26 protein-coding genes are annotated in these 26,627 nt (G+C 69.6%); 7 read left to right on the forward strand and 19 right to left on the reverse strand.

The window, feature by feature from the left end:
- The first annotated feature begins 2 nt into the window (after positions 1-2).
- The 3 genes from EPO51_RS00625 to EPO51_RS00635 are packed head-to-tail and all read left to right on the forward strand — an operon-like array spanning position 3 to position 2,485.
- Positions 3-260 carry a DUF3253 domain-containing protein gene (locus tag EPO51_RS00625; RefSeq protein ID WP_293344904.1) on the forward strand — a complete coding sequence of 86 codons (258 nt, stop codon included), beginning with the start codon at positions 3-5 and terminating at the stop codon, positions 258-260.
- Between the two features lie 56 nt (positions 261-316).
- Positions 317-1,348: an alpha/beta fold hydrolase gene (locus EPO51_RS00630; RefSeq protein ID WP_293344906.1), complete on the forward strand. Its 1,032-nt coding sequence runs from the start codon at positions 317-319 to the stop codon at positions 1,346-1,348.
- Between the two features lie 60 nt (positions 1,349-1,408).
- On the forward strand, positions 1,409-2,485 hold the full coding sequence (locus tag EPO51_RS00635; protein ID WP_293344908.1) for a Glu/Leu/Phe/Val dehydrogenase dimerization domain-containing protein: 1,077 nt from the start codon (positions 1,409-1,411) through the stop codon (positions 2,483-2,485).
- Here the strand turns inward: EPO51_RS00635 and EPO51_RS00640 are convergent.
- From EPO51_RS00640 to EPO51_RS00680, 9 genes are all read right to left on the reverse strand, one after another.
- Positions 2,482-3,975, reverse strand: a complete 1,494-nt coding sequence (locus EPO51_RS00640; RefSeq protein ID WP_293344910.1) for an MFS transporter — start codon at positions 3,973-3,975, stop codon at positions 2,482-2,484. The two genes, EPO51_RS00635 and EPO51_RS00640, sit on opposite strands and share 4 nt — an antisense overlap.
- 56 nt (positions 3,976-4,031) lie before the next feature.
- Positions 4,032-4,289 (reverse strand): hypothetical protein, encoded by a 258-nt coding sequence (locus tag EPO51_RS00645; protein ID WP_293344912.1) that lies wholly within the window; start codon positions 4,287-4,289, stop codon positions 4,032-4,034.
- Positions 4,286-4,579: a hypothetical protein gene (locus EPO51_RS00650; RefSeq protein WP_293344914.1), complete on the reverse strand. Its 294-nt coding sequence runs from the start codon at positions 4,577-4,579 to the stop codon at positions 4,286-4,288. Before EPO51_RS00650 ends, EPO51_RS00645 begins: the two co-directional genes overlap by 4 nt.
- Positions 4,576-5,973, reverse strand: a complete 1,398-nt coding sequence (locus tag EPO51_RS00655) for a radical SAM protein (protein WP_293344916.1) — start codon at positions 5,971-5,973, stop codon at positions 4,576-4,578. Before EPO51_RS00655 ends, EPO51_RS00650 begins: the two co-directional genes overlap by 4 nt.
- The gene (locus EPO51_RS00660; RefSeq protein ID WP_293344918.1) at positions 5,921-6,688 is read right to left on the reverse strand and encodes a prolipoprotein diacylglyceryl transferase; all 768 of its coding nucleotides are present in this window, start codon (positions 6,686-6,688) and stop codon (positions 5,921-5,923) included. Before EPO51_RS00660 ends, EPO51_RS00655 begins: the two co-directional genes overlap by 53 nt.
- Before the next feature lie 34 nt (positions 6,689-6,722).
- A complete protein-coding gene (locus tag EPO51_RS00665) occupies positions 6,723-7,289 on the reverse strand; it encodes a GNAT family N-acetyltransferase (RefSeq protein WP_293344920.1) in 567 nt (188 codons plus the stop codon).
- A 222-nt stretch (positions 7,290-7,511) separates the two neighbouring features.
- Positions 7,512-8,678, reverse strand: coding sequence for a sensor histidine kinase (locus EPO51_RS00670; protein WP_293344922.1), 1,167 nt, complete (start codon positions 8,676-8,678; stop codon positions 7,512-7,514).
- Complete coding sequence (locus EPO51_RS00675) at positions 8,675-10,177, reverse strand: ATPase domain-containing protein (RefSeq protein WP_293344924.1); 1,503 nt, start codon at positions 10,175-10,177, stop codon at positions 8,675-8,677. The genes EPO51_RS00670 and EPO51_RS00675 overlap by 4 nt, the downstream gene beginning before the upstream one ends.
- A 78-nt stretch (positions 10,178-10,255) precedes the next feature.
- Positions 10,256-11,575 (reverse strand): MFS transporter, encoded by a 1,320-nt coding sequence (locus tag EPO51_RS00680; RefSeq protein WP_293344926.1) that lies wholly within the window; start codon positions 11,573-11,575, stop codon positions 10,256-10,258.
- Positions 11,576-11,830: 255 nt separating this feature from the next.
- On the opposite strand from EPO51_RS00680, the gene EPO51_RS00685 reads away from it, so the two are divergent.
- Complete coding sequence (locus tag EPO51_RS00685; protein WP_293344928.1) at positions 11,831-12,289, forward strand: hypothetical protein; 459 nt, start codon at positions 11,831-11,833, stop codon at positions 12,287-12,289.
- Here EPO51_RS00685 and EPO51_RS00690 read toward each other — a convergent pair.
- From EPO51_RS00690 to EPO51_RS00705, 4 genes are all read right to left on the reverse strand, one after another.
- Positions 12,250-13,410: an MFS transporter gene (locus EPO51_RS00690; protein WP_293344930.1), complete on the reverse strand. Its 1,161-nt coding sequence runs from the start codon at positions 13,408-13,410 to the stop codon at positions 12,250-12,252. The two genes, EPO51_RS00685 and EPO51_RS00690, sit on opposite strands and share 40 nt — an antisense overlap.
- Before the next feature lie 149 nt (positions 13,411-13,559).
- Entirely contained in the window at positions 13,560-14,162 is a 603-nt protein-coding gene (locus EPO51_RS00695; RefSeq protein ID WP_293344932.1) for a DUF6134 family protein, read from the reverse strand.
- A 58-nt stretch (positions 14,163-14,220) separates the two neighbouring features.
- Positions 14,221-14,367 (reverse strand): hypothetical protein, encoded by a 147-nt coding sequence (locus EPO51_RS00700; protein ID WP_293344934.1) that lies wholly within the window; start codon positions 14,365-14,367, stop codon positions 14,221-14,223.
- A gap of 32 nt (positions 14,368-14,399) precedes the next feature.
- Complete coding sequence (locus EPO51_RS00705; RefSeq protein ID WP_293344936.1) at positions 14,400-15,278, reverse strand: transglutaminase family protein; 879 nt, start codon at positions 15,276-15,278, stop codon at positions 14,400-14,402.
- Between the two features lie 59 nt (positions 15,279-15,337).
- On the opposite strand from EPO51_RS00705, the gene EPO51_RS00710 reads away from it, so the two are divergent.
- Positions 15,338-16,933, forward strand: coding sequence for a phytoene desaturase family protein (locus tag EPO51_RS00710; RefSeq protein WP_293344938.1), 1,596 nt, complete (start codon positions 15,338-15,340; stop codon positions 16,931-16,933).
- Between the two features lie 7 nt (positions 16,934-16,940).
- Here the strand turns inward: EPO51_RS00710 and EPO51_RS00715 are convergent, their stop codons facing one another.
- The 3 genes from EPO51_RS00715 to EPO51_RS00725 form a co-directional block, all read right to left on the reverse strand.
- On the reverse strand, positions 16,941-18,062 hold the full coding sequence (locus tag EPO51_RS00715) for a hypothetical protein (RefSeq protein WP_293344940.1): 1,122 nt from the start codon (positions 18,060-18,062) through the stop codon (positions 16,941-16,943).
- A gap of 64 nt (positions 18,063-18,126) precedes the next feature.
- Entirely contained in the window at positions 18,127-19,656 is a 1,530-nt protein-coding gene (locus EPO51_RS00720) for a M20/M25/M40 family metallo-hydrolase (protein WP_293344942.1), read from the reverse strand.
- 516 nt (positions 19,657-20,172) lie between these two features.
- Complete coding sequence (locus EPO51_RS00725; protein ID WP_293344944.1) at positions 20,173-20,679, reverse strand: hypothetical protein; 507 nt, start codon at positions 20,677-20,679, stop codon at positions 20,173-20,175.
- A 113-nt stretch (positions 20,680-20,792) separates the two neighbouring features.
- Here EPO51_RS00725 and EPO51_RS00730 point away from each other — a divergent pair, with 113 nt between their 5' ends.
- Positions 20,793-22,016, forward strand: coding sequence for a putative DNA modification/repair radical SAM protein (locus EPO51_RS00730; protein ID WP_293344946.1), 1,224 nt, complete (start codon positions 20,793-20,795; stop codon positions 22,014-22,016).
- Complete coding sequence (locus EPO51_RS00735; protein ID WP_293344948.1) at positions 22,016-23,443, forward strand: UdgX family uracil-DNA binding protein; 1,428 nt, start codon at positions 22,016-22,018, stop codon at positions 23,441-23,443. Before EPO51_RS00730 ends, EPO51_RS00735 begins: the two co-directional genes overlap by 1 nt.
- A 2-nt stretch (positions 23,444-23,445) precedes the next feature.
- Here EPO51_RS00735 and EPO51_RS00740 read toward each other — a convergent pair whose 3' ends face one another.
- The 3 genes from EPO51_RS00740 to EPO51_RS00750 all read right to left on the reverse strand — a co-directional run bounded on the left by EPO51_RS00740 (position 23,446) and on the right by EPO51_RS00750 (position 26,561).
- The gene (locus EPO51_RS00740) at positions 23,446-24,597 is read right to left on the reverse strand and encodes an MFS transporter (RefSeq protein ID WP_293344950.1); all 1,152 of its coding nucleotides are present in this window, start codon (positions 24,595-24,597) and stop codon (positions 23,446-23,448) included.
- Entirely contained in the window at positions 24,598-25,257 is a 660-nt protein-coding gene (locus EPO51_RS00745; RefSeq protein WP_293344952.1) for a TetR/AcrR family transcriptional regulator, read from the reverse strand.
- 125 nt (positions 25,258-25,382) lie between these two features.
- Complete coding sequence (locus EPO51_RS00750; RefSeq protein WP_293344954.1) at positions 25,383-26,561, reverse strand: vWA domain-containing protein; 1,179 nt, start codon at positions 26,559-26,561, stop codon at positions 25,383-25,385.
- Positions 26,562-26,627: the final 66 nt, after the last annotated feature.

The following is a 26,627-nucleotide window of genomic DNA, read 5'->3' on the forward strand; positions in this document are numbered from 1 at the left end:
CGATGTCCGATCCCGTCGAAACCGCCATCCTCGACCTCCTGGCCAAGGTCCCGCCCGGCAAGTCCGTCTCGCCGGAGGACGTGGCGCGCTCGATCGACCCGGAGAGCTGGCGCCGTACCCTCGGTCACGTCCGCGCGGTCGCCCGCGGCCTGGCGCGCCAGGGCAGGTTGGTGATTCTTCGCCACAACAAGCCGGCCGATCCGGACGACTTCAAGGGCGTCTACCGGCTGCGGCTGCCCGTCGCAGAGGACGCGGGCTAGTCACGTGACCGCCTTTTCCCAGGGTTAACGACGAGGCCTTATAGTCTGCCCTCGACATGAAGCGCCTCGCCCTCGCCTTCCTGCTGTTCGCCCTCTCGGCCTGCACGCCGCTGATGATCCAGCAGGCGGGAACGCCGCCGGCCGGCTTCCAGGGCGCCCACTTCGAGACCGATGCGGTGGTCAGTTTCGACGGGGCGCGGCTGGGGCTTACCACCTGGGAAGCCAAGACCGCCCAGCCCTGGGCCGTGGTCGTGGCGGCGCACGGCATGAACGACTACGCCAACGCCTTCCACTTCGCCGCCGAGGCCTGGGCCGAGCAGGGCGTCACCACCTACGCCTACGACCAGCGCGGATTTGGCCGGTCGCCGGGGCGCGGCATCTGGGCCGGCGACGAGCTGCTGATCGAGGACCTGCGCACGGTCACGGCGCTGGCGCGGGCCCGATATCCCGGCGCCATCGTCACCGTGGTGGGCGAGAGCATGGGCGGTTCGGTGGCCGCCGCGGCCTTCGCCGGCGACCGCCCGCCCGCAGCGGACCGGCTGGTCCTGCTGTCGCCGGGCGTCTGGGGCTTCAAGGCCCAGCCCCTGCCCAACAAGACCCTGCTGTGGCTGGCCGCCAACTTCACCGCGGCCAAGGTCTATACGCCACCCCGGTGGGTCACCGACCGCATCTATCCGACCGACAACCGCGACGAACTGATGGCCATGGGGCGCGACCGGCTGATGATCTGGGGGGCGCGCTCCGACACCCTCTACGGCCTGGTCCGCCTGATGGACCGCGCCGCCAAGGACGTGGGTGAGGACCGCCTGCCGACGTTCTACCTCTACGGCGCGAACGACCAGATCATCCCCAAGAACGCGGCCTTCAAGGCCGTGAAGCGGCTGCGCCCCACCGATCGTTCGGCCTACTACGCCGCGGGCCACCACCTGCTGACCCGCGACAAGCAGCGGGCGGCGGTGATCGCCGACGTGCTGGCCTTCATCCGCGATCCGGACGCGCCGCTGCCGTCAGGCGCGCCGCCGATCCCGGGAGCAGGCGCCAAGCACGCAGGCGCCGCCGACCCATCTCGTCGCGCCGCGGGGTTGTGATATGCCCCGCACACGCGTATCTCCCGCCAAATTCTTCCCTCATGACGCAGAGTTCACGGCATGACCTTGTTCGATTCTCCGGCCTTCGAGGGTCATGAAGGTGTGCATGCCTTCTCGGACGAGAAGTCCGGCCTGAAGGCGATCATCGCCGTACATTCCACCGCCCGCGGGCCGGCCGCCGGCGGCTGCCGCATGTGGCCCTACGCCAGCGCGGAGGACGCGCTCACCGACGCCCTGAAGCTCTCGCGGGCCATGTCCTACAAGAATGCCATGGCCGACCTGGAGCTGGGCGGGGGCAAGTCGGTGATCATCGGCGACGCCCGCACCCAGAAGACGCCGGCCTTGTTCGAGGCGTTCGGCCGCGCGGTCGAGGGCCTGGGCGGCAAGTACTGGACCGCCGAGGACGTCGGCGTGTCGGTGGCGGACCTCACCTACGCCCGCAGGAACACGCGATACGTCGCCGGCCTCGAAGGCCACGCCGCAGCCTCCGGCGACCCCAGCCCGGTGACCGCCGAGGGCGTGTTCCGCGGCGTGCGCCTCTGCGTCCGGCGCGGTCTGAAGCGCGACCTGGACGGGGTGCGGGTAGCGATCCAGGGCATCGGCAACGTCGGCGGCCATCTGGCGCAGAAGCTCCACGCCGCCGGCGCCAAGCTGGTGCTGACCGACGTCAACGTCGAGGCCCTGCGCCGCGTCGCCGCCGCCACCGACGCGGAGATCGTGGCCCCCAGCGCCATCTTCGACGCCGACGTGGACGTCTTCGCGCCTTGCGCCCTGGGGGGCGCGGTCAGTCTCGACACCCTGCCGCGCATCCGCGCCAGGATCATCGCCGGCGGCGCCAACAACCAGCTGGCCGACGCCGAGACGGGCCGCGAGCTGTTCAACCGCGGCATCCTCTATGCCCCGGACTACGTCATCAACGGCGGCGGCATCATCAACGTGGCCGGTGAGATCCGGGCCCTGGAGCTTGGCGAGGCCTTCGATCCTGCCTGGGTCGACGCCAAGCTGGACCGCCTGGCCCTGACCCTCGAGGAAGTGCTGGAACAGGCCCTGGTCGAACGCCGCCCGACCCACGAGGTCGCCAACGAGATCGCCCGCTCCCGCATCGTCGGCGCCGCGGAGAAGCGCGCGGCGGCTTAAGCCGCCGATCGCCGCCGGTCGCTGAGCAGCACCAGGGCGGCCGCGCCGCCGGCCGCCGAGATCGCCGCGGAGAGACCGGCGACGATCTGCAGGGCCTGCACGAAGGCGCTTCGGCTCTCGGACAACAGGGCCGCGCCAGCCGCGCCGCCGATCCGCTCGGCTTCCGCCACGGCCAACCCCAGCGAGGCGTGGTCCGTGTTTGGGGCCAACGCCTGGTAGATGGCGACGCCCAGGCTGCCCAGCAGGGCGATGCCCATGACGCCGCCGAACTCCGAGCCGGTCTCGGAGATCGCGCCCGCGCCGCCGGCCCGCTCGGGCGGGGCGGCGTTGAGGATCAGGTCCGACGTGAGCACGAAGGTCGGTCCGAGCCCCAGCGACATCACCACGCACGCCGTGACCAGAAGCGGCAGCCCGCCCCAGGAAACCTGGGTCAGCATCGCCAGGCCCAGCGCCAGCAGGCCCATGCCGCCGGCCACCACCCGCGAGGGACGCCCATGCTGCACGAACCACGGCGAGAGCATCGAGCCCGCCGTGGTCGCGGCGGCCGACGGGAGCTGCCAGAGGCCCGCCTCCAGCGGGGACAGGCCCAGCACCAGCTGCAGGTACTGGGCGATGAACAGGAACGTCCCGAAGATCACCAGGCAGCCCAGCAGATTGATGGAGAGCGCCGTGGAGAAGGTCTTCGAACCGAACAGCGACAGGTCGATCAGCGGATCGGTCAACCGCCTCTGTCGCTCGACGAACGCCCAGGCCAGCAGCAGGCCCACGACGACCGAGGCGCCGGCCAGGACCGAGGGCCCGGCCTCGGCGGTCCGCTTCAGTCCGTAGACGACCGCCAGGACGGCGCTCAGCGAGAGGCCGGCGCTGACGACATCGGACTTGCCGGCGTTGGGATCCTTGTATTCCGGCAGCAGCAGCGGGGCGGCGATCAGCACCAGCGCCATCACCGGCAGCGCCAGCAGGAAGACCGAGCCCCACGAGAACCACTGCAGCATCACGCCGCCCAGGACCGGCCCGATGAGGCCGCCGGCCGCATAGCCCGTGCCCCACGCCCCGATGGCGAAGGTGCGCTGGCCCTCGTCCTGGAACATGTGGCGGATCAGCGAGAGGGTGGACGGCGCGATGGTGGCCCCCGCCACGCCCAGCAGGGCCCGCGCGGCGATCAGGGCCTCGGCCGTAGGAGCGAAGGCCGCGAGGAGGGACGCCAGGCCGAAGGCCGCGGCTCCGAACATCAGCAGGCGCCGCCGGCCGATCCGGTCGCCCAGCGTGCCCATGGTGATCAGCCAGCCGGCGACCATGAAGCCATAGATGTCGACGATCCACAGGAGCTGGACGGCGCTGGGCTCCAGGTCGGCGGAAAGCGAGGGAACGGCCAGGTTCAGGACCGTAAGGTCCATCGAATAGAGCAGGCACGGCAGCACCACGAGGCCGAGCCCGATCCATTCGCGGCGCGTGGCTCGGGCGGGCGGGGTGGCGGCTATGGCCGTCATGGCTTACTCCTCGTCCTCATGGTCAAGGACGAGCGGCCGTCCAGCGATCCGACATATCACGGCGACGGCGGGCGGTTCGCCTTCCAGCTCCGCAAGCCGTTCACCAGCAGCAGCAAGCCCGCGCCGGTCGGCAAGCCGCCGACGATCAGCGCGGTCCCGAGGATGAAGCCGCTGAGGCCGGCGTCCTCGCCGCGCAGGAGGCCGATCAGCCCGCCGCCACCGAAGATGAGGGTGCATGATCCGCACAGCAGGACCATGAGCCCACCCACCGCAACGAGGCCTCCGGCCACGAAACGGGTGGTCCTGTCGCTCACGGGGCGTCTCCGCCGGCGCGCTCGATCCCGGCGGCAGGCGCCCGGCGCAGCGCTCGGCCCCAGACGAACAGTCCGAAGCCGACTGCCGCCGGCAGACCGCCCAACACCAGGGGCATCAGCAGCATGCCCGCGTCGTTCGGGTGGGCGAAGGTATCGACGAGGAAGGCCACGAAGAACAGGGCGCCGCAGCCGCCGCACAACAGCATGATCAGCGCGCCGACTGCGATCAGCGCCGCGCCGAAGAAGGCGCGGACGGGGCTCTGTGCTCCGGGAGATCGCGTTTCGCTCATCGCACCTGCCCCCGCTTCAAGGCGTCCGCTCCCGCCGCGCCCGGCCGATAGAAGGTGTTGAAGGTGTCGAAGGGGATGATCGTCCCGTCCGGCTGCACGAAGTGGACGCAGGAACGCTTTACCGTGCCCAGATCGAAGTTGAAGCGGTCCAGGAACTGGCTGACCACGACGCGGAAGGTGTTCTCATAGGCCACCTCCTGCGGCACGGCCGCCTCGGGCAGGCAGCACAGCAGACTGGCCAGCTTCTCCGACGTATTGCCCTGGGCCGTGGACAGCGACAGCAGCTCGAACACCTGCTTGCGGAGTTCCGGATAGCTCTCGAAGGTCACGGTGTTGGGCGCGGCGGCCACGAACAGCTCGCGCGGCAGCATGGCGGTGACCGGCTGCACCTGGCGACCGTTGCGCAGGCCGTATCCGATGCAGATCTGATCCGGATTGCAGGGCAGGGGGATCAGGTCTTCCAGCGCGAAGACTCCGGCCTCGGCGATGCGGCGGCGCACCTCGGTCAGGACCATGCGGTGGCGCTTGGCGTCGAAGCCGTCGTTGCGGCCGGCGTCCTGGATCGGCTGGAAGGTCACCCCGCGGACGCAGCGCCAGTCCAGGGCGAAGCGGACGATGTCGGCGATCTCGTCGTCGTTGACGCCCTTCTTCAGGGTGACCACCAGGGTGGTGGAGATGTCGTTGCGCTCCAGGGCCTCCAGCGCCTCGATCCGCACGCGGGTCAGGTCGGCGCCGCGCAGGTTCATCAGCGCCTCTCGCTTCAGGCTGTCGAACTGCAGATAGACTTCGAAGCCCGGCATATAACCCGCCAGCCGCTCGGCGAAGCCGGCCTCGCGGGCGATCCTGAGGCCATTGGTGTTGATCATCAGGTGGCGGATCGGCCGGCCCTTGGCCGCGTCCAGGATCTCCCAGAACTGCGGATGGAGTGTGGGCTCGCCCCCCGAGAGCTGCACCAGGTCGGGCTCGCCCTCGGCCGCGACGATCACGTCCAGCATGGCCTCGACCTCGGCCAGCGGCCGGTGCGCCTCGCGCTTCACCGAACTGTCGGCGAAACAGACCGGGCACGAGAGGTTGCAGGCCTCGTTGATCTCGAGGATCGCCAGGCACGAGTGCTGCTCGTGGTCCGGGCAGAGGCCGCAGTCGTAGGGGCAGCCGTGGTCGGTGCGGGTAGCCACCGACAGCGGCCGGTCGCCGGGCTTCAGCCAGTCGCGCTGGGATTTCCAATAGGCGATATCGTCGGCGATCAGCGTCTTCTGCACCCCGTGCTCGCGGCAGCGCTTGAGGTAATAGACCGCGTCGTCCTCGCCGATCACCTTGGCCGGGACCAGCTCCAGGCAGGTCTCACACAGGCTCGTGGTCTGGCCCAGGAACAGGTAGGGCGCGGCCTTCCGCACGGTCGCGGCGGAGGCTTCCGCGATAGTAGACCCATCCATAGGCGACCAGCCCCCCACACAGCAGATGGAACAGGTTAAGCGGCCCGATCAAAGGGGGATAGGGCTTCAGGAACTCCCAACCGAAGCGGGTGAGCCCGTACCATAAGCACAGGGCGTAGAAGCCGCGCCGCATCGCCCACGGCCTGCGCCGGGCCAGGCCTTCCAGATAGACGGCCAGGAACGCCGCCATCGCCAGGCTCTCGTAGGCCTGCACGGGGTGACGGCCGATCCCGTCGCCCAGCTCCACGGCCCAGGGCAGGGTCGTCGGCGCACCGTAGGTGCCGTCCGGCAGGCCGGCGAACAGGCAACCCCAGCGGCCGATCACCACGCCCAGGGCGAACGGCCCCACGAACACCCCGCCCGTCGAGCCACGCACCCCGCGCAACGCCTTGTAGATCTCCACGCCGACGATCGCGCCGACCAGGGCGCCGACCACGCTGTGCGACAGGGCCGGGTCGGCGTTCCGCAGGCTGTTCAGCGATCCCGCCAGCCAGGCGCCGGGGATCGCCCCAGCCACCAGGGCCGCGAAGTAGCCGCCGCCGACCTTACCGGCGACCTGCTCGGTCAGTCCTTTCAGCCGCCAGCGGTAGAGCGCGACGCTCAGGCCGATCCCCGCGGCCCACGCCGCGAGGTCGAAGGCGGCGTGCGCCCAGGTCGCGGTGGGGATCTGGATCATGCGGCGCCGATCAAGCGCGCGGATTCGGCGCCGCTCAACCCTGCCGCGCCCGCCATGCGTCGCGATCCAGCCGCCAGACCTGCCCCTCGGCCGGGCCGCCGACGTAGTCGCGCGCCTCGATGGCGACCAGTTCGGCGCCCTGCTTCTCCTTCACCCGGCCGGAGGCCCGGTTGGCGACGGCATTGGTCAGGTAGAGGAAGGGCCAGCCCAGCACCTCGAAGGCGTAGGCGGTGACCGCTTCGGCCGCCTCCGTCATCAGGCCCCGGCCGTGCAACGCCGGGTCCAGCCAGAAGCCGCGCATGTCGCGCTTTTCGCCATCGAATGGCCAGAGGTCGATGCGGCCCGCCAGCGTGTCGTCGCCGCCCTTCAGGGTGAGCGCCCAGAACGCCCTTTCGCCCTTGGCCCGCTGCTCCAGGCACTGGGTCATGTTCGTCGCCGCCCCGTCGTCGGGGTAAGGCCACGGGACGCCGGCGTGCAGCCAGCGCACGACCTCCCACTGCGGGAAGATCCGCTGGACGGCGGGTATGTCGCGCGCTTCGATCGGACGCAGGATCAGTCGCGCCGTCTCCAGCACTGGGGTTGGGGGCAAGGGATCAGTCATCTCCGGTCTCTCTTGGACTTGCCGGAGGCCGGGGCGCGCCTTCCTTCAGATATCGTGAGCCTCGGCCGGTCCGGCGGGGCTCGTCTGGGAAGGCTAGGCCGCTTTGGCGCGCGCAAGACCGTCCCGACGCCCCGCGAGGGCGGCGCCGTTGCAACCCGACGGGTTGGCGGACTTGCGAACCATGGCGGCCTCATAGCACGGCCTGGCCGGACGCCCCAACGCTCAGGTCGGCGGCGCGGCCTCGCGCATCGGTTCCTCGGACGCCGCGGCCGCTGGCCGCGAGCGTTTCGGCTCCACCGCGGACGGCCTGTCGTCCTCGGAGTCCAGCCGGGCGCGGATGGTGCAGACCACGCCGTCGATGGGATAGGCGATCCGCACTTCGCCGTTGAGGTCCGCCGCCAGGCCGCGCTCGATCAGCCGGGTGCCGAACCCGGCGCGCGTGGGCGGGTTCACCCGCGGCCCGTCGACCTCGCGCCAGGTCGCCGTCAGCTCGCGGGGGCCGCCGCCTCGGGACAGGTTCCACGTGAAATCGATCCAGCCCTCGGAGGTCGACAGCGCACCGTACTTCACCGCGTTGGTGGCCAGTTCGTGCAGGGCCAACGCGATGGCGATGGCGGTCTTCGGCTCCAGGCGAACCTTGGGCCCCTTCGTCCGAATCCGGGCTTCGCCCAGGCCCAGGCGAAACGGCTGCAGCGCCTGGCCGACGATCTCGTCCAGATCGGCGCCGGACCACTGCTCGTTGGTCAGCACGTCGTGCGCCTTGCTCAGCGCCACGATCCGCGCGGTCAGGGTGTCGCGCGTTCCAAGCGGCGCGCCGGCGGCGCGCAGGGTCTGTGCGACAATCGACTGCACGGTGGCCAGGGTGTTCTTCACCCGGTGGTTCAACTCGTTGATCAGCAGCCGCAGGTGCGACTGGTCCTGTTGCTGGCGGGTGATCGCCGCGCGCAGGTTTTCCAGGCGCTCGCGCGCTTCGTACTGCCGCCGACGCCCCCGCAGCGCCGTCTGTACGTGGCTGACCAGCGTGGTTGGGTGGAAGGGACGCTCCAGGAAGCTGATGTTGCCCAGGGCGCGGCTGTAGCGCCCGGCCGCCGGGTTGCGCTCCAGTCCGCCGCCGCGCTGAGCCAGCACGATGATCGGGAAGTCGGACCACGATGGCTGGGCGTCGACCCAGCGCGCCAGCCCGCTGTAGTCGTCTTCCTGCAGGATCTCCTCGACGATGAGCGCGACGCCTGCGCCACGCTCGCACTCGCGCTGCACCGACGCCAGGTCGGGGCAGATCTCGGCCATGAGCCCGGCCTCCCGCAACACGGCGGCCGCGACCGCGGCGTCCCGGCCGAACGGCGCGAGGATGAGCGCCCGTTCCGACGCCGAGTGCTGGCCGGCGATCATTCGACTTTCGGCCCCAGCAGGCCGGACACCTGGCCGACGAAATCCGGCACGCCGCGCAGCACGCCCTGGAACTGGGTCAGGGGCTCGCCGAGGCTGACGCCGCTCTGGTCGATGGCGTATTCACGGATGGTGCGTTCGTGATGGCCCGCACGCTTCTTCACTACGGAGATCGCCCGGCGGACTTGGCCCATGGCCTCGAAATATCGAAGCAAAAGGACGGTGTCTGCCAAGTAGGTGACATCCACGGGCGACCTCATCTCGCCGACGAGCCCATGCTGTGCAACGGTCAGGTAGGTCGTGGCGCCCTGGCGGTTCAGGTACTGGAGCAGTTCGTGCATGTGCAGGAGCAGGTAGTGCTCCTCCGGCATGGAGGCCTGGTAGCCGTTCAGGCTGTCCATGATCACCGTGCTCACGTTGACGGTTGAGACGCATTCGCGAACTCGCGCCGCGAATTCTCCCGGCGACAGTTCGGCCGCATCGACCTGTTCGATGATCATGTCGCCGCGCGCGCGCAGGCCCTCCAGGTCAAGGCCGAACGCCTTGGTGCGCTGGAACAGAAGGCCGAGCTCCTCGTCGAACACGAACAGCGCCACACGTTCTCCGCGTTCGATCGCGGCGATCGCGAACAGCAGGGTCAGCAGGGACTTGCCGGTCCCGGCCGGTCCCAGGATCAGGCAGCTCGAGCCGCGTTCGATCCCGCCGCCCAGCAGGTCGTCGAGCCCTGGGATGTTGCAGGGTTGGGGGCTGCGGTCGAAGCTGGTCCGGTGCTCGGCCGAGACCAGCCGTGGAAAAACCTCGAGCCCACCTGTCCGGATGGCGAAGTCATGATGGCCGCCGCGGAACCGACGGCCCCGGTACTTCGTCACCCGCACCCGGCGTCGCTCTGCGCCGTACTCCGGCGCCAGTTCTTCGAGCCGGATCACGCCGTGGGCCACGCTGTGCACCGTCTTGTCCGACGCCTCGGCGGTCAGGTCGTCCAGCAGGACGACGGTCGCCCCATGCCGCGAGAAGTAGTGCTTCAGCGCGAGGACTTGACGGCGATAGCGGAGCGAGCCCTGCGCCAGAAGGCGGATTTCCGACAGGCTGTCGATCACCACGCGGCTCGGCTTGGCGCGCTCGACGGCGTCGAGGATCAGGCGGGTCGTCTCGCCAAGTTCGAGGTCGGAGGAATAGAGCAGGCTCTGCTGCTGGTGCTCGTCCAGCAAATTCTCCGGGGGGACCAGCTCGAAGATATCGATGCCGTCCAATGTCCAGCCGTGCGACGCGGCGGTGTCGCGCAGCTCGGTTTCGGTCTCGGAGAGCGTGATGTAGAGGGTGGGTTCGCCAGCCTCGCGGCCGGCCATAAGAAAGCTCAGCGCCGCGGTGGTCTTGCCCGTGCCGGGGCTGCCCTCGAACAGGAACACGCGGCTTCGCTTGAGGCCGCCGGCCAGGATGTCGTCGAGCCCGGCGATGCCGGTGCGCGCGTCGTCGGCATGGACCGCCGCCGGGATATTCGTCATCTCCCCTCGTTTGTGATCTTGCCGTGAAGCTGGCGCCTCCACCCCGAGCGAAAATGCGCGTCCGGGGCTGCGGTTCCGTCAGGCGCGCAAGCGGCGCCGTGGATCCTTCACCGCGAGCACCAGGATCACGAAGGCGGCGGCCAGGAATCCCAGCGAAGCCAGGAACACCACGTCGTATCCGTAGATCTCGGCCACCACGCCGCCGATCAGCGGCCCGGCGGTGGCGGTGATGCTCTCGGCCGTGGCCGAGATCGCGATGCGCATCGGCAGGTCGTCGCGGCTGCCGAACTCCAGGACCATGGTCTGGGAGGCCATCATATAGCCGCTGAGCGAAGCGCCCAGCAGGGCGAAGGCCCCGAAGATCGGGACCGCGGTATGCAGGTTCAAAAGCATGATCGTGGCGCCCACCCAGCCGACGATCGACACCACCAGCACCGCGCGGAAGCCGGTCTTGTCGCCCATGTAGCCCCAGAGCAGGTTCGAGACCGTGTCGGCGCCCAGGAACGCGAACGACAGCAGGCCCAGGGTCGCGCCGTCCGCGCCCACCACCTTGCCCACATAGAGGATGTAGAACGGCGTCGCGATCCGCGCCGAGGTGGCCAGCATCTGCACCAGCAGGAAGAAGCCGTAGGCCCGGTCCTGGGCGATCAGCGCCGGGAACTCGCGCAGCCGGTCGCGGAATCGCGCCTGCGGCCGGGTCGTCGGTGGCTCGGGCTCCTTCAGGAGGAGCTGCAGCGCCCAGAGGCCGGCGCTGGTCAGCAGGAAGGCGAAGACGAAGGTGGTCGAATAGCCGTTCCCGAACAGGTTCTCGCCGATGAAGTACTTGCCCGCCACCCAGGCCAGGATGGCGGCGATCAGGCCGCCGGTGGCGTTGCGCCAGGCTTGCAGCCGTCCCCGCCGGCTGATCGGGATCACCTTGGACATCAAGAGGCTGAACACGACGCGCTGGGCGCCCATGAACACGCCGAACATCAGGATGAAGAACAGCAGCGCCCAGACCAGCGGCTGGCCCGACAGGAACCAGCCCGCCAGGGCCATGCCCAGGATCGCCAGCCGCCCCAGGCTGCCCATCCAGATGGCGGCCGGCATGACCTTGGTGCGGTGTTCGACTTTGGTGGCGCCGAAGATCGGGGAGATCACCCCGCCGAGCTGCTGCAGCGCCAGGCCCAAGCCGACGATGACGTTCGAGCCCGAGACCGACAGCAGGTAGGCCGGCAGGAAGGTGGGCGCGTTCACCAGCCGGAAGCCGGTCATCCCGAGCATGCCGTGAAGGTAGTTGCCGAGGTAGTTGCGTTTCAGGTTGTCCCAGACGAACTTCTCGTAGGCGGCCTCGCGCGCGGCCAGGTCGTCTGCCGCGACGAGCGCGCCGTCCTCGCTTTCGTCCAGCTTGGCGTCCAAACCCCAGCCCGCGTCGGAACGGGGCTTCGCGCCCCGTCTCCCACGGCTCCCTCGCCCAATGAATTTTCGAAGGTCCGGTCCGAATTCGGGCCGTCCTGGCCCAATGCTAGGGGGATTTGCGGGGGGCGCAACGGCTAACCCTGGCGGCAGGGTGCGCGGGCTTGGCGCTGGCCGGCCCTCGCCTGAGGGGCGCGTCAACTTGACGGCAAGCCCGACGTATCCCCACCGTCGCCGCGGTTGAGATCGGAGGGGCGGATGCGCAGGGTTCTGTTGGGGCTGTTGCTGGCGGCGGGGCTGGCCGGCGTCGCCCAGGCCGGCGACTTCGTCGTCGTCTCGTCCACGGATCCGGCGATCGTCCGCGGTTCCGAATACGCCAGCGGCCAGGCGTTGCAGATCGCGCCCGGCAAGTCGGTGGTGCTGGTCGATCCCGCGGGGAATGTGAAGCGATTGGCGGGCGGCGCGGCCGCCCAGGCCCTGCCGCGGCGACAGATCGCCAGCGTCGACGAGCAGCGCATGGCGGTGGTGAAGCTGCTGGTCGCCCCACCCCGCGTGCGCCGCGCCGCGCCCAACTTCGACAAGGTCTGCCCCGAGGCCGACCTCAAGACCTTCGACGGCATCCTCACGGTCGCCCCGGTGGACGGCTGCCTCAGCCGCGCCCGCGACGCCTTCGAAGCCTATGTCGAGCGCGCCGCCGGCCCGGAACCGGCCGCGTAGTTCCGCCAGAGCAGGCCGAACGCCAGGACCGCGCCGACCAGGCCGACCAGGATCGGCGCGGCGAAGGAGTGGCCTGCCGCGACGATCGCAGCGCCAACGAGGCACGATCCGGCGCAGCCTAGGTCCCAGCCGGCCTCCGTCGCCACGCTGAATCGAACCGGGCAGGGCGAAGCCTTGGCCAGGTTGTAGATGGGGGTCATCAGCGCCGGGATCCACAAGGCCTCAACCAGCGCGCCCAGGGCATTGGCCGTGACCGCCAGCCAAGGCGACCCCACGCTGATCGCGCGCAGCGTCAGGACCGCCACCATGACGGCGAAGGCCACCACGGCGGCGGTTCGACCGCCACCCGCGTCGATATGCCGGCCGATCGCCAGGCTGAACACCGCGCCGACCAGGGCGGCCAGCGCCATCGCCCCGCCATAGGCGGTGAAGCTCTCGCCCAGCGAGACGAAGAGCGCGATCTGCCAGATGTAGTAGTAACCGCCGGCGAAGATGCCGTCGCAGGCCATCAGGCCGACGCCCATCCACGCGCCGCGCAGCCCGCCCGATCCCTCGGGCGCCACCGCCACCTGCGGCGCGCCGATCAGAGGGCCTGCGGCCAGGACCTGGACCACCGCCACCCCGAGGAAGGCGGACCACGGGCCGCCTGCGGCCAGCGCCCAGGCGCCGAGCAGTGGCGCGGCGATCCCGACGACCGCGGTCAGGGCTTCGCGGGCGCCGACCTGGCCTCCACGGTGCTCGTCGTCGCCGATGCTGGCGAAATAGGCGTGGTACGAGGTCCAGTAGAGGACGCTGCCGACCGGCCCCACGAGCACGACCGCGGCGAAGGCCAGGTCCACGCCATGCACCAGCGGCAGGATCGGGAAGGTCGTCGCCTCCAGCACCGTGCCCAGGATCAGGGTCGCGCGCAGGCCGAAGCGGCGGGCGAACCGCAGGACGAGCGGCCGCAAAACGAACCGGCCGGCGTTCATCGCCGCCATGGCGCAAAGCACCAACGGCGCGGACACGCCGGCCCGCAGCAGGAACACCAGCACGAAGACGCCGCCCGCGCCCTGGGCCAGCGCCTGGACGCCGGAATGCAGATTGACGCGGTTGACCGCGTCGTTGCCGAAGAAGCTCATCGAGGAAGACGCCTGGGTGACGGGTGCGCAGGAGGGTTCGGCCGCACACGGCGGCGAAGCCCGGCTCGGCGGACTTAAGTCAGACGCGAAGGCGCTCCGTACACATGGCGGGAGTTACGCACGCCCTCCGTCGGTGCGCAACGGCGGAGCTAGACCCGCCGATATTCCATCTTCGAGCCATCCTCCAGCTTGCCCTGGAGCGCCAGCCAGTTCCCCGAAGCATCGTAGAAGTCGTCGATCTCGGCCTCGCCGCGCACCTGCCAGTGACCGGATTTCACCTTGGCGCAGGTGACCTTCAGCATCTTGGCTTCCTGCTGGTTGAACAGCGGCTTGCCGAAGCTGGCCTGGTTCCAGTGGCTGAGCGGCACGGCGTCGGCCGGCCCGCGCACCGCACCCTTGGGGCCAGTGATCTGCACATAGCCCGGCATGGCGCGCGCGCTGGTCTTCTGGATCTTGCCGTTGCCATTGGTGGTGGCGTCGATGCTGACCCATTTGCCGCCGGCCCAGCGCTCGATGGCGTCGTGCTTGTACTTGTAGACCGGGACCGGCCCGATCTTGACCACCATGTCGACGTTGGTGGTGACCGTGCGGTTGTCCTCGTCGCCAGCGAAGCTCATCTGGTGCTCGCCCACCCTGGTCCCGTTGCGGAAGACCTGGAACGCGAGACGGGCCGGCGCGGCGAAGGCGGTCCCCGGGACCAGCAGTCCAATACCGGCGGCCATCAACTCCCGCCGCCCAATCACAAGGCTCATATTGGATTTCCCTGGCGCCCCACCGATGGCGCCAAACTAGCGACCTGCACGGTCCACGCTAGTGCGCCGGCCGCGGCTTATAGCTGCGGGGCTCGCGGACGGGCAGGGGCTTCTCGGGCGGCTTCTGGCCGTGCTGCGGCGTCGCGCAGGACTTCATGAAAGGGTAGCCCAGGGCCTGGCCCTGCTGCTGGAGGCCGTGCGTCATCGGACGTTTCTCCTTACGCTGCGAGTCATGACTTACGCGGCCGCCTGTAGCGAATCGGCCGGGCGCACATCCACGTGAACGCTCAGGTTCGTGGCCCCGGGGTCGCCATAGATCGAGCCGGATATCGGCGTCGCCTCCTGCGGCGTGCGGGCCACCGCCACCGGGATCAGGTCGCCGCTCTCCGCCAGGGCGTTGGTGGGGTCGAACTCGGTCCAGCCCAGGTCGGGCAGGAACACCTCGCACCAGGCATGGGTCGCACCCGCGCCGCGGATCTCGCCGTGCGCGGGGGAGTAGAGGTAGCCCGTGACGAACCGCGCCGCGTAGCCCAGCCGCCGCAGGGCCTCCACCATCAGCCAGGCGAAGTCGCGGCAGGTGCCGGCCCCCAGCTTCACCGTGTGCGACGGCTCCTGCGCCGCGCCCAGGTCCCGGCCCTGGTATTCGAAGGTGTCGTGGATGGTCTGGTTGAGCCGCAGCAGGAACTCCAGCGCCGGTTCGTGCGCGCCGCCCATGTGCTCGCGGAGCCACCTCAGCAGGTCGCCGTCGGCATCCTCGGTCGCGGGCTCCAGGAACGGCGCCAGCACCGCCCGGTCCGCCGGCGCGTAGACGATGGGCGTCGCGGTCTGCGGGTCCTCGACCTGCAGGTCCGCCAGGTCGGCCGGATAGCGCTCGATCACCAGTTCGCTGGTGATGGACAGCCCCGTGGACTCCCCCTGCGGCGTGAAGCAGCACACCGAATTGCCCAGGGCGTCGTAGATCCAGCGGGTCTCCCCGGGCGGCGACACCGTGAGCACGGCGTCCATCACCCGGATCGCATGGCTGTCGCGCGGCCGCAGGAGCAGCCGATGCGTGGCGAAGGTGACCGGCCGCTCGTAGCTGTAGAAGGTCTCGTGTCGGATGCGCAGGCGGGCCATGCGGGCGGAACAACCTGGAGCGGTTGCGGTTCCGCCCCTCCGCATGCCACTGCAAGGGCATGCATAGGGATGTGATCATCGTCGGCGGCGGGCACAACGGCCTGACCTGCGCCGCCTACCTGGCCGCCACGGGTCTGAAGGTGACCGTGCTGGAGCGCCGCGGCGTCGTCGGCGGGGCCGCGTTGACCGAGGAGTTCCACCCCGGCTTCCGCAACTCCGTGGCCAGCTACACGGTCTCGCTGTTGAACCCGAAGGTGGTCGCCGACCTCGAACTCGCCCGCCACGGCCTGAAGGTGGTCGAGCGGAAGATGGCCAACTTCCTGCCCCTGGACGGCGACCACTTCTTCGTGGGCGAGGGCCGCACCAAGTCCGAGGTGGCCCGCTTCTCCGCCCGCGACGCCGAGCGGTTCGACGACTACGGAAACCGCCTGGACGCCATCGCCGATGTCTTGCGCGAGCTGGTCCTGCAGACCCCGCCCAACCTGGTGGAGGGCGGCCTCGGGGAAGCGATCCCCGAGCTGCTGAAGAGCGCCGTCCTCGGCCGCAAGCTCTCCCGTCTGAACCTGACGGCCAAGCGCGACCTGCTGGCGCTGTTCTCGCAATCGGCGGGCGATTGGCTGGATGGCTGGTTCGAGGGCGCGCCCATCAAGGCGGCCTATGGTTTCGACGGCGTGGTCGGCAACTACGCCAGCCCCTACACGCCGGGCTCGGCCTACGTCCTGCTGCACCACGTGTTCGGCGAGGTGAACGGCAAGAAGGGCGCCTGGGGCCACGCCATCGGCGGCATGGGCGCGATCAGCCAGGCCATGGCCGCCTGCTGCCGCGAGCGCGGCGTCGAGATCCGCACCGGCGCCGCCGTGGCCGAGGTGCTGACCGAGAAGGGGCGCGCCACCGGCGTCGTCACCGCCTCCGGGGACGTGCTGAAGGCGCGCGCCGTGGTTTCCAACCTGCATCCCCAGCTCCTTTTCCAGACACTGGTCGATCCGGGCGTCCAGCCCGCCGATTTCGTGGAGCGGATCGCCCGCTACCGCTCCGGCTCCGGCACGTTCCGCATGAACGTGGCCCTGTCCGAACTGCCGCGCTTCACCGTCGCCCCCGGGCCCGGCGACCACATGACCGGCGGGATCATCATCGCCCCGAGCCTGGCCTATATGGAGCGCGCCTACGACGACGCCCGCGCGCATGGCTGGTCGAAGGAGCCGATCGTCGAGGTGCTGATCCCGTCCACCCTGGACGACAGCCTGGCGCCCGCCGGCCAGCACGTGGCCAGCCTGTTCTGCCAGCACGTCGCCCCCGAACTCCCCGACGGCCGGTCCTGGGACGACCATCGCGACGAGGTCGCCGACCTGATGATCGCCACGGTGGACAAACACGCGCCGGGCTTCGCCAAGTCCGTCCTTGGCCGCCAGGTGCTCAGCCCGCTGGACCTGGAGCGCACCTTCGGTCTCGTGAACGGCGACATCATGCACGGCCGCCTCAGCTTCGATCAGCTGTTCTCGGCCCGCCCGGTGCTGGGCGCGGGCGACTACCGGACGCCGATCAAGGGCCTCTACCAATGCGGCGCGGGCACGCACCCGGGCGGCGGCGTCACCGGCGCGCCGGGCCACAACGCCGCCCGCGAGATCCTCAAGGACGTGAGGCGCCGGCGGGTGTGAGGAGCCCTTACCGCGCCCGCCAGTGGGCGGCCACGAACTCGCGCAGGTCGCGGTAGGCCACGGTCTCCATCTCGCGCAGAGCGGCCAGTTTCTCGGCCAGGTCCCCCCGGTCGAACCGGGTTCGCGCCTCCGAAACCGCCGCGAAGTACCCTGCATATCGGCCCGCGTCTCCGGCCAGCAGCCGGTCGTCGTTGACCACGCGCAGCGCCAGCGCCGCGACGACGGCCCCCACCGTCACCTCCAGGGCGAGCTTCACGTCGGTGTCCTCCGGGGTTTGGCCCGTGGCCAGCAGCACTCCCGCGACGACGCCCGTCATCACGGCCGCGGCGAGCAACAGCTTGCTCAAGCCCCGCACCACCGCCGCCCGTCGTCCCGGAGCCCCGAGGGAATCGCTCAGCTTGCGCTGCACATAATCGACCTGGGCGTCGAGCCGCTGGCCGCGCAGCAGGGATAGCAGCAGGTCCAGCTCCTGCGACGGTTCGGGCGGCTTCGGCGGCGTGGACCACTCGGGCAGGACCCAGGTCTCGCCGTCGTCGCGGACCGGCCGCGCCAGCAGCGGCGCCTGGCCCGGAAGCTCCTCGGGCTTGGGCAAGTAGGAGAGCATCCGGCCGCGCGCCACCTTCCACTCGCCCAGCGCCGCGTCGTTGGCCATGGCGCGCGCCACCAGATCCAGGTTGTTCACGACCGCCTGGAAGTACAGCGCCCGCACCCGCTCGGCGCCGAAGCGCTGGCCGAGCCATCGGGCCTTGGACGCCGCGCCGAGCTCGTGGAACGCCATCAGTCCCAGCCCCGCGATGACGAGGGCGGCCGCAACCATCTCCACGTAGCGCTCCGCCCCGATGGCCAGCGGCGACAGCACCGCCAGGATCAGGCCCAGCGTGGCCAGCCCCACCGACAGCAGGCCGAAGCGCCGGTCGCGCCGGCCGTGGCGGGTGGCGGGCGGGTCGTACCTGGCGAACAGCGCCCGTAGCTCCGGCCAGTCCAGGACGCGCAGGCCCGTCGGATGCTTCGAACCCAGCGCCGCCCGCGCCTCCTTGGTCTGGAGCACGTCGTCGTTGGTCCAGTCGGCCAGCGCATCGTGGAAAAGCCCGTGGCGCTCGTCGGCCTCGGTCGGATCGGCTGGCGTCATCAGGGCCTCACGGGTCGTCCACGACGGGAAGCTTGACCATAGCCGCTCTCGGCCGCGCCGTCCGCTACCAGCTCAGATCGGAGATCAGGCCGGCGTAAACCTCGATGCCGCCCCAAAGCGCCTGCAGGGTGATGTTCTCGTTCACGGAATGCTGGTTGTTGTCGTAGTTGGCGATGCTGACCCCCACCATCGGGACCTCCAGCGCGTCCACGATCTTGGCCATGCCCGAGCTGGCGCCGACGATCGGCAGCTTCAGGACCGGGTAGCCCACCGTGCGTCCGATCGAGGCTGCGACGGCCGCGGCCGCGGGACCGTCCATGGGAGTCTTGGTGGCGACGCTCTCGCCGTCGTCCCAGTTGATCCGCACCACCTTCGGGTTCTGCAGCCGGGTCGGCATGTCGGGGGTGTCGCGAACGATCTTCCAGCCCTGAGCGGCGAGGTAGGCCTCGGTCTTCTCGCGCGCCCGCTCCGGCGTCATGCCGGGCGCGAGCCGGATGTCGAATGAGGCCTCGGCCTCGGTGGCGATGGCGTTGGCCGCGTCGGGGCCGGTGTCGCCCGCGTGGATCGCGCGGACGTTGAAGGTCGGCGCCAGATAGCCGTCGGCCAGCCGGCCTTCCCCGATGTTGCGGCCCAGGCCGAGGGAGGTCTTCAGGTCGGTCTCCACATCCGGCAGGGCGGCCAGCGCAGCCTTGTCCGCGGCCGACACCGGCGTCACGTCGTCCGCGAAGCCCGGGATCGGGATGCGGCCATTGTCCTCGCGCAGGCTCATCACCAGGCTGGCGATCATCACCGTCGGGCTCGGCGCCCAGCTCCCGTAGTGGCCGTCGTGCAGCGGCCGCGTCGGGCCATAGACGGTGGCCTTGAAGCCCGCGATGCCGCGGTTGCCGAAGTTGATCTGCTGGCGGCCCGACTGGTGCATTGGCCCGTCGCCCATGATCAGCAGATCGCCTTTCAGCAGCGCCTTGTGCTTCCGCACCAGGGCCTCGAAATGCGGCGAACCCTGCTCTTCTTCGCCCTCCCAAAGGACCTTGATGTTCACCGAAGGCTTGCGGCCCGTGGCCTTCAGCGCGTCGAGCGCGCTCAGCAGGCTCTGGATCGAGCCCTTATCGTCGCCCGTCGAGCGCGCATAGAGCCGCCACGCGGGGTCCAGCGGGCCGGCGGCGCCCTGCCAGTCCACCGGGGTCGCCTCCGGCAGCGCCGTGCGCATCGACGGCTGGAACGGCGGGGTCACCCATCCCTTCTGGCCGACCGGCTGGCCGTCGAAATGAGCGTAGAACACCACGGTCCGCCTGGCCCCGGGCGTCTTCAGCTCGCCGAAAACCGACGGCGGCGTGCCCGGCTCGGCCGTCAAGAGCTGGGTGGCGAAGCCGCGGCCCTTGAGAAGCTCCTGCAGGTAGGCGGCGTTCTTCTCGACGTCAGACACGTTGGTCGCGACATTGGGCAGCGACAGCAGCTTCACGAAATCGGCGACGATCGCCTTTTCGTTCGATTGCCGCCACGCCCGCACCTGCGGCGCCGGCGAAGCCGCCTCGGCAGCCCCCGCCGCCAGCGCCAGCGCCGCCGCCGCGCCGGCCAAGATCCTGCTGAACCCCATCACGCCACTCCCTTGCTGGCGCGACCTTAGCGCCCCCGGCGTGCATTGCACGGCCCGGGGCCAGCTTCGCCGGGATTCGCCGCAATCGCCCTTGCGCAATGCAGGCCTGACACGAACCCGCCCTACTGCGGCCAAGGGCGTGGGTGATGTTGTCCGGGCTTGAGGGACACCGGTTCATCCCTCCCCCAGAACCGGCAGTTCCGAAGCGCACCTGAACGCGGCTCCCCCGAAATGCCCCCATAAGGGGGAGCCGCAACTCCCCAGAGCACTGAGGCGGAAGGCCCAACGGGAGCCCCAGGTGTGGTGACGTTGTCCTGAGGCTCCCGGGCGAACCGGTCGGCGGGACGGGGATGCCGGCGGTCCAACTTTTTGCAGGCCCTACGAGAAAGGCCCCTGCATCGAGGGACGGGGCAGGGGCCTGCGGCCATCGTTCGCCACCGTTGGGGTGACCAGCCGAAGCCGCAGCTCCACAATGCGATGGCGACAACGTAGTTCCATATATCGAGATATATTGAATCAGCGCTTCGCTTCCATCTCCGCCCGCGTGATCCTGGCCGCCATCACGCAGCGCGCTTGGCCATCGGCCGTGAAGACGGTGGCCGGCTGGCCCGGCCCCGGCCGGAACGCCCAGTCGCCCTTACTCGTCCGCACCAGCAGGCTCTCGGGATCGGTGAACTGGCACACCGCATGGAAGCGCGTGCTCCGGCCGCCGTCGGCGTAGATCGGCGCGCAGTCCACGTGGCCCTCACGGCGCAGGAAGGCGACCTCCTCGTAGTCGAACTTCCGGATCGGCTTGCGACTTCCCTCCAGGAACTCGGCCTCGGTGATCAGCGGACAGGCCGGCCCCGTGATCGCCCAGGCCTTGGCGTCCGCGATCCGGGTCCGCTGGATCGCCAGGTAGCGGCCGGTCAGCCCCCAGGCCCCGAACCCCGCGGCGATGAGCACTGCGACGATCCACACCCGCCGCGGCACGCCTTCGCGCGCCCGCCGCCGCCGACCGAACCTGCCTGACGCCGTATCCATGCCGACTCCGATTTACATGTGTAGTTCGACGCGGAAGGAAGGGTGGTCGTCAAGGGGCGGCTTCCTCCAAGGCGCAGCTTGCACGAACAAAAAGAGAACAATACTCTTGGGCGATGGCCATCCTCACCCTCAAGCGCAAGCTCGCGATCCTGTCCGACGCCGCCAAGTACGATGCGTCCTGCGCCTCGTCGGGCAGCGTCAAGCGGGACTCGCTGGGCGGGAAGGGGATGGGATCCACCGACGGCGGGATGGGCATCTGCCACGCCTACGCGCCGGACGGCCGCTGCATCAGCCTGCTGAAGATCCTGCTGACCAACTTCTGCGTCTACGACTGCGCCTACTGCGTGAACCGCGTCTCGTCCAACGTGGCCCGGGCGAGGTTTTCCGTGGACGAGGTGGTCGACCTGACCCTGGGGTTCTACAGGCGGAACTATATCGAGGGCCTGTTCCTTTCGTCCGGCATCATCCGGTCGGCCGACTATACGATGGAGGCGATCGTCCGGGTGGCGCGGACCCTGCGCGAGGTCCACGACTTCCGCGGCTATATCCACCTGAAGGTGATCCCCGAGGCGGCGCCGGCGCTGGTCGAGCAGGCCGGGCTCTATGCCGATCGCGTCTCCATCAACATCGAACTGCCGAAGGACGAGAGCCTGGCGGACCTGGCGCCGGAGAAGGACGCGGCCGGCATCAAGAAAGCCATGGGCGCGGTTCGTGTCTCCGAGGACGCCTCGAGGGAGAAGGGGCGCAAGGCCCGCCCACCCAGGTTCGCGCCCGCCGGCCAGTCGACCCAGATGATCGTCGGCGCCGACGACGCCACCGACGGAGCGATCCTGAAGCGCAGCGAGAGCCTCTACGGGGCCTATCGGCTGCGGCGGGTGTACTACTCGGGTTTCTCGCCGATCCCGGACTCCACCGCCCGCCTGCCACTCGCGCGTGCGCCCCTGGTGCGTGAGCACAGGCTCTACCAGGCCGACTGGCTGATGCGCTTCTATGGCTTCGCCCGCGCCGAGATCGTCGGCGAAGCCGAGGACCTGGACCTCGCGATCGACCCCAAGCTGGCCTGGGCGTTGAAGAACCGCGGCGACTTCCCGGTGGATGTGAATGTGGCCGATCGCGAGCGGCTGCTCCGCGTGCCCGGTCTGGGCGTCCGCACCGTCGAGCGCATCCTGGAGATCCGTCGTTTCAAGCAGCTGGAGCTGGCGGACGTGAAGCGTCTGAGCCGCGGGATCGAGAAGCTGAAGCCGTTCTTGGTCTGCGCCGACTGGAGCCCCGGCGCCCTTATCGACCGCGCCGACCTGCGCCGGCGGATCGAGCCCCAGCAACTGGACCTTTTCTGATGGAGGTCGTCCGCCTCGCCCACGAGACCGACTTCGACGGCTGGCGCGAGGCCGCCCGAGCGCTGCGCGCGCGCGACGTCGCGCCGCACGACGTGCTCTGGACCGTGGACGGCGACGGCTCGCTCTTTGCGCCTCGCCCGCCGGGGGCAGGCGGCGGCGAGCGGTTCACCGTCCCGCGCGAGTTCGTCGACCTGTCGGCGAAGGTGATCCTGCACCGTTCCGACGAGCGGTTCGCGCTGCTCTACCGACTGCTGTGGCGCCTGCAGGACGAGCCCAGCCTGATGCACATCGCCTCTGACCCCGACGTGGCCCGCGCCCAGGGCTTCGGCCGCGAAGTCGGCCGCGCCGCCCACAAGATGAAGGCGTTCGTGCGCTTCCGCGAAACCTCCGACGAGGACGGCGAGGCCTATGTGGCGTGGTTCGAGCCGGCCCATAGGGTGGCCGAGGCGACGGCGCCGTTCTTCGTGCGCCGGTTCGCCAACATGCGCTTCTCGATCCTGACCCCCGACGTCTGCGCGCACTGGGACAAGGCGCAGTTGACGCTCACTCCGGGCGCCGATCCTGCCGACGCGCCGGCCGCAGACGCGCTGGAGGACTATTGGCGGACCTACTACGCCTCGATCTTCAACCCCGCCCGGCTGAAGGTGGGGGCGATGCAAAAGGAGATGCCCAAACGCTACTGGCGGAACCTGCCGGAGGCGGCGCTCATTCCCGAGCTGATCGCCCAGGCCGAAGGCCGCACCAGCACCATGGTCCGCCAAGCTCCCACCGAACCCAGCCGCCGGGTGGTCAAGGCCGCCATCCGCAACAGCCGCGACGCGCCTTGGGACGGGCAGGCTCCGACCTCGCTCGACGAAGTAGCCACCGGTGTGGACCATTGCCGCCGCTGCGACCTCTGGCGCGACGCGACCCAGGGCGTCGCGGGCGAGGGGCCGGGCCGGGCGAAGCTGCTGTTCGTGGGCGAGCAACCTGGCGACCAGGAAGACCTGGCTGGCAAGCCGTTCGTGGGTCCCGCGGGTCAGGTCTTCGACAAGGCCCTGGCGGAGGCCGGCGTGCCCCGCACCGAGACCTACGTCACCAATGCGGTGAAGCACTTCAAGCACGAACTGCGGGGCAAGCGGCGGATCCACCAGACCCCGAACCCCGGCGAGGTCACCGCCTGCCGCTGGTGGCTGGACGCCGAGCGCCGGATCATCCGCCCTCGCGTCATCGTCACTCTGGGCGCCACGGCGGGCCTCGCAGTGTTCGGCAAGCCCACGCCGATCGGCAAGTTCCGCGGCCGGCCGATCCAGCTATCCGACCAGGCCCAGGGGGTCGTCACATACCATCCCTCCTACCTGCTTCGCGTGCCCGACGAGGATGCGAAGGCCAAGGCCTATGCGATGTTCGTCGAGGACCTGAAGTTGGCGTGGAAGTTGGCTGCGTGACCTTAGCGCCGCCGCAGGCTGGCGGTCGCGTAGACCGCGCCCAGCAGGGTCAGTCCGGCGCCGTAGGTCAGGAACGACATGCGATAGGCCGACGCCTGGGCCACGAGGCCGAAGCCCAGGATGAGGACGCCGTTCGCGCACTGGGTGGTGAAGCCCTTCAACGAGGCGACGGTGGCGCGGGTCTCGCCGTGCAGGGCGTGGTGGAAGCGGGCGTCGGCGCTGACGTCCACCAGGCTGTAGAGGCCGACATAGACCAGAGGCAGCGCCACCGACCACGCCTGGAATGTCGCGGCGGCGGCCACGATGCTCAGGCCGCCCAGGCAGGTCAGGCCATACAGCCAGCGCGGGTCGAGATGGCGGATGCGATGCGACAGCACGCTGCCGACCGCCTCGGCCGTGGCCATGGCGGCGATGAACAGGGCGATGGCCGACTTCGGCAGGCCGACGTCGCGGCCGAACAGTTGCCAGTAGTCGGCAGTGGCGTAGGCGACGGCCTGGACGCCGGCGATGAAGGCGATCAGGGCCGGGATGCCCGGCAGGCTGATCGCCTCGCGCGCGCCGCGGGCCAGGTGGGAGAGATAGCTCCAGTCGGCGACGGCGACGGCGCGCGGGGCGGACGGCAGCAGCAGGGCGGCGCCGGCCGCGGCGACGCCGGAGAGAGCGCTGGCGACGATCAGCGGGCCGTAGCCGAGCGGCGCGGCGACCGCGGCGATCAGGGAGGCGGCGACCAGGCCCACGCCGCGCGCCGCCTTGGCCCGGCCGAACACCTTGGCGTACTCGGCCTCGCGCCCCAGCGCCTTCAACTCGTCATAGACCACCGCCTCGAACGCCCCGTTCATGGTGGCGCTCTTCATGCCCCAGAGCGTCAGGCCGAGCAGGAAGCCCCAGAAGCCGGGGAAGGCCAGCCAGATCAGGAAGCCGCCCACGCGCAGCAGCTGCGAGATCGCCAGCAGCCAGCGCCGCGACATGCGGTCGGCCAGCACGCCGCAGGGGATCTCGAGGAGCAGGCCGGTCGCCGACCATGCGCCCAGGGCGAAGCCGATCTGGGCCGGCGACAGGCCCTTCTCGGCGAACATCACCGTGTAGAACGGGACGATGAGCAGGAAGGTGTCCAGGAACCTCAGCGCGCAGGCGCTGAGGACAAGTCTACGCACCTAGGCTGAGAACCCGGCTTCGGCGAAGTCCAGCATCCGCTTCAGCAGCGCGTCCACGTCGGCCTCGCGGGTGAGGCCGCCGGACAGGTGGTGCAGCCGGTCGAACTCGGCGAAGCGGTTGTTGTGGACCATGCCCAGCACGAAGTGCAGGCGCCAGTAGATGTCTTCCTTCGGAAGGTCGGGGCGGGCCGCCGTCAGGGCGCCCGCGAACCGCTCCAGGTGGCTGACGTCGTTGCGCAGCACCTCGCGCATCTCCGCCGTGCCCTCGGACCGGGCGCGGATGATGAACTGCACCGAGATGCGCCGGTCGTGGTCGGGCGAGCCCCAGCGCAGGGGCGGGGCGAAATAGGCTTCCAGTATGTCGCGCACCGGCGGCCTGCCGTTGTGGCGCGCGGTCGCCTCGTGCAGCATCCGGGCCCGCTCGCGGTTCAGCTCCGACGTGCGACGCCGGAAGATCTCGAACAGCAGGGCGTCCTTGGAGCCGAAGTGATAGTTCACCGAGGCGAGGTTGACCCCGGCCTCTGCGGTGATGTCGCGCACCGAGACGTTCTGGAAGCCGTGAAGCGCGAACAGCCGTTCAGCCGCGTTGAAGACCGCCTGCTTGGTGGCGGCCTGGGCCTCTTCGGTCTCGGGCGGATCCTGGGTAAGGGGATCGGTCATGCGAATCCCATAAGCGTTACTACAGCCTAGGCCTTTCGGGCGGTCAGCGCGACATTCATCGCGGCGACCAAGAAAAGTGAAGCGCACTCGGACGCAAAACCGGTCTCCACTTTCGCTGAGCGCGCTTAGCGCGACAGCTCCTTCATCGCCTTTTCCAGCCCGTCGATGGTCAGCGGGTACATCCGGTCGCCCATCAGCTGCTTCATCACCCCGATCGAGGGCGTGTAGTCCCAATGGCGCTCGGCGGTCGGGTTCAGCCAGACCATGCGTTCGTAGATCTGCGAGACACGGTCCATCCAGATCGCGCCGGCTTCCTCGTTCCAGTGCTCCACCGAACCACCCGGATAGGTGATCTCGTAGGGGCTCATGGTGGCGTCGCCCACGAAGATGACTTTGTAGTCGTGGGGGAACTTGTGGAGGATGTCCCAGGTGTTCAGCTTCTCGGCGTGACGGCGCCGATTGTCCTTCCACACGCTCTCATAGAGGCAGTTGTGGAAGTAGTAGAACTCCATGTTCTTGAACTCGGAACGCGCGGCCGAGAACAGCTCCTCGCAGACCTTGATGTGCCCGTCCATCGAGCCGCCGATGTCGAAGAAGATCAGCACGCTGATCTTGTTGCGGCGCTCGGGCCGCAGGTTGATGTCCAGATAGCCCTTCTCGGCCGTGCCCTTGATGGTCGCGCCCATGTCGAGCTCTTCGGCCGACCCGTCGCGGACCCATTTGCGCAGGCGGCGCAGCGCCATCTTGATGTTGCGGGTGCCCAACTCGACGCTGTCGTCGAGGTTCTTGTACTCGCGCTTGTCCCAGACCTTGATCGCCCGGCCGTGGCGGCCCTTGTCCTGGCCGATCCGGATGCCCTCGGGGTGATAGCCGTTGGCGCCGAAGGGCGAGGTGCCGCCGGTGCCGATGGCCTTGTTGCCGCCCTCGTGGCGTTCCTTCTGCTCGCGCATGCGCTCGGCCAGCGCTTCCATCAGCTTGTCGAAGCCGCCCATGGCCTCGATCTGCGCCTTCTCTTCCTCGGTCAGGAACTTCTCGGAGATCTTCCGCAGCCATTCGGCCGGGATGTCGGCCGCCAGGTCCGGGCTGTCCATCTTCTCCAGGCCCTTGAAGACGTGGCTGAAGACCCGGTCGAACTTGTCGATGTTCTTCTCGTCCTTCACCAGGGCCGAGCGCGACAGGTAGTAGAAGTCGTCGACCGAGCGGTCGATGACCTGCTTGTCCATCGCCTCCATGAGGATGAGGTATTCCTTCAGCGTCACGGGCACCTTGGCCCCGCGAAGCTCGGTGAAGAAGCGCATGAACATGGGCGGCCCGCGTCGAACGTCTGTTTGAACGCTGAGGATGGGGCGGGGGGGATCGGATGTCCAGTG

Source organism: Phenylobacterium sp. (genome assembly GCF_004297125.1).
Taxonomy (GTDB): Bacteria; Pseudomonadota; Alphaproteobacteria; order Caulobacterales; family Caulobacteraceae; genus Phenylobacterium.

Excerpts from the sequence above, each read along its gene's own strand:
- EPO51_RS00625 (WP_293344904.1), top strand. The coding sequence starts at position 3 with ATGTCCGATCCCGTCGAAACCGCCATCCTCGACCTCCTGGCCAAGGTC.
- EPO51_RS00630 (WP_293344906.1), top strand. The coding sequence starts at position 317 with ATGAAGCGCCTCGCCCTCGCCTTCCTGCTGTTCGCCCTCTCGGCCTGC.
- EPO51_RS00635 (WP_293344908.1), top strand. The coding sequence starts at position 1,409 with ATGACCTTGTTCGATTCTCCGGCCTTCGAGGGTCATGAAGGTGTGCAT.
- EPO51_RS00640 (WP_293344910.1), bottom strand. The coding sequence starts at position 3,975 with ATGACGGCCATAGCCGCCACCCCGCCCGCCCGAGCCACGCGCCGCGAA.
- EPO51_RS00650 (WP_293344914.1), bottom strand. The coding sequence starts at position 4,579 with ATGAGCGAAACGCGATCTCCCGGAGCACAGAGCCCCGTCCGCGCCTTC.
- EPO51_RS00660 (WP_293344918.1), bottom strand. The coding sequence starts at position 6,688 with ATGATCCAGATCCCCACCGCGACCTGGGCGCACGCCGCCTTCGACCTC.
- EPO51_RS00665 (WP_293344920.1), bottom strand. The coding sequence starts at position 7,289 with ATGACTGATCCCTTGCCCCCAACCCCAGTGCTGGAGACGGCGCGACTG.
- EPO51_RS00670 (WP_293344922.1), bottom strand. The coding sequence starts at position 8,678 with ATGATCGCCGGCCAGCACTCGGCGTCGGAACGGGCGCTCATCCTCGCG.
- EPO51_RS00675 (WP_293344924.1), bottom strand. The coding sequence starts at position 10,177 with ATGACGAATATCCCGGCGGCGGTCCATGCCGACGACGCGCGCACCGGC.
- EPO51_RS00685 (WP_293344928.1), top strand. The coding sequence starts at position 11,831 with ATGCGCAGGGTTCTGTTGGGGCTGTTGCTGGCGGCGGGGCTGGCCGGC.
- EPO51_RS00690 (WP_293344930.1), bottom strand. The coding sequence starts at position 13,410 with ATGAGCTTCTTCGGCAACGACGCGGTCAACCGCGTCAATCTGCATTCC.
- EPO51_RS00695 (WP_293344932.1), bottom strand. The coding sequence starts at position 14,162 with ATGAGCCTTGTGATTGGGCGGCGGGAGTTGATGGCCGCCGGTATTGGA.
- EPO51_RS00700 (WP_293344934.1), bottom strand. The coding sequence starts at position 14,367 with ATGACGCACGGCCTCCAGCAGCAGGGCCAGGCCCTGGGCTACCCTTTC.
- EPO51_RS00705 (WP_293344936.1), bottom strand. The coding sequence starts at position 15,278 with ATGGCCCGCCTGCGCATCCGACACGAGACCTTCTACAGCTACGAGCGG.
- EPO51_RS00710 (WP_293344938.1), top strand. The coding sequence starts at position 15,338 with ATGCATAGGGATGTGATCATCGTCGGCGGCGGGCACAACGGCCTGACC.
- EPO51_RS00715 (WP_293344940.1), bottom strand. The coding sequence starts at position 18,062 with ATGACGCCAGCCGATCCGACCGAGGCCGACGAGCGCCACGGGCTTTTC.
- EPO51_RS00720 (WP_293344942.1), bottom strand. The coding sequence starts at position 19,656 with ATGGGGTTCAGCAGGATCTTGGCCGGCGCGGCGGCGGCGCTGGCGCTG.
- EPO51_RS00725 (WP_293344944.1), bottom strand. The coding sequence starts at position 20,679 with ATGGATACGGCGTCAGGCAGGTTCGGTCGGCGGCGGCGGGCGCGCGAA.
- EPO51_RS00730 (WP_293344946.1), top strand. The coding sequence starts at position 20,793 with ATGGCCATCCTCACCCTCAAGCGCAAGCTCGCGATCCTGTCCGACGCC.
- EPO51_RS00735 (WP_293344948.1), top strand. The coding sequence starts at position 22,016 with ATGGAGGTCGTCCGCCTCGCCCACGAGACCGACTTCGACGGCTGGCGC.
- EPO51_RS00745 (WP_293344952.1), bottom strand. The coding sequence starts at position 25,257 with ATGACCGATCCCCTTACCCAGGATCCGCCCGAGACCGAAGAGGCCCAG.
- EPO51_RS00750 (WP_293344954.1), bottom strand. The coding sequence starts at position 26,561 with ATGTTCATGCGCTTCTTCACCGAGCTTCGCGGGGCCAAGGTGCCCGTG.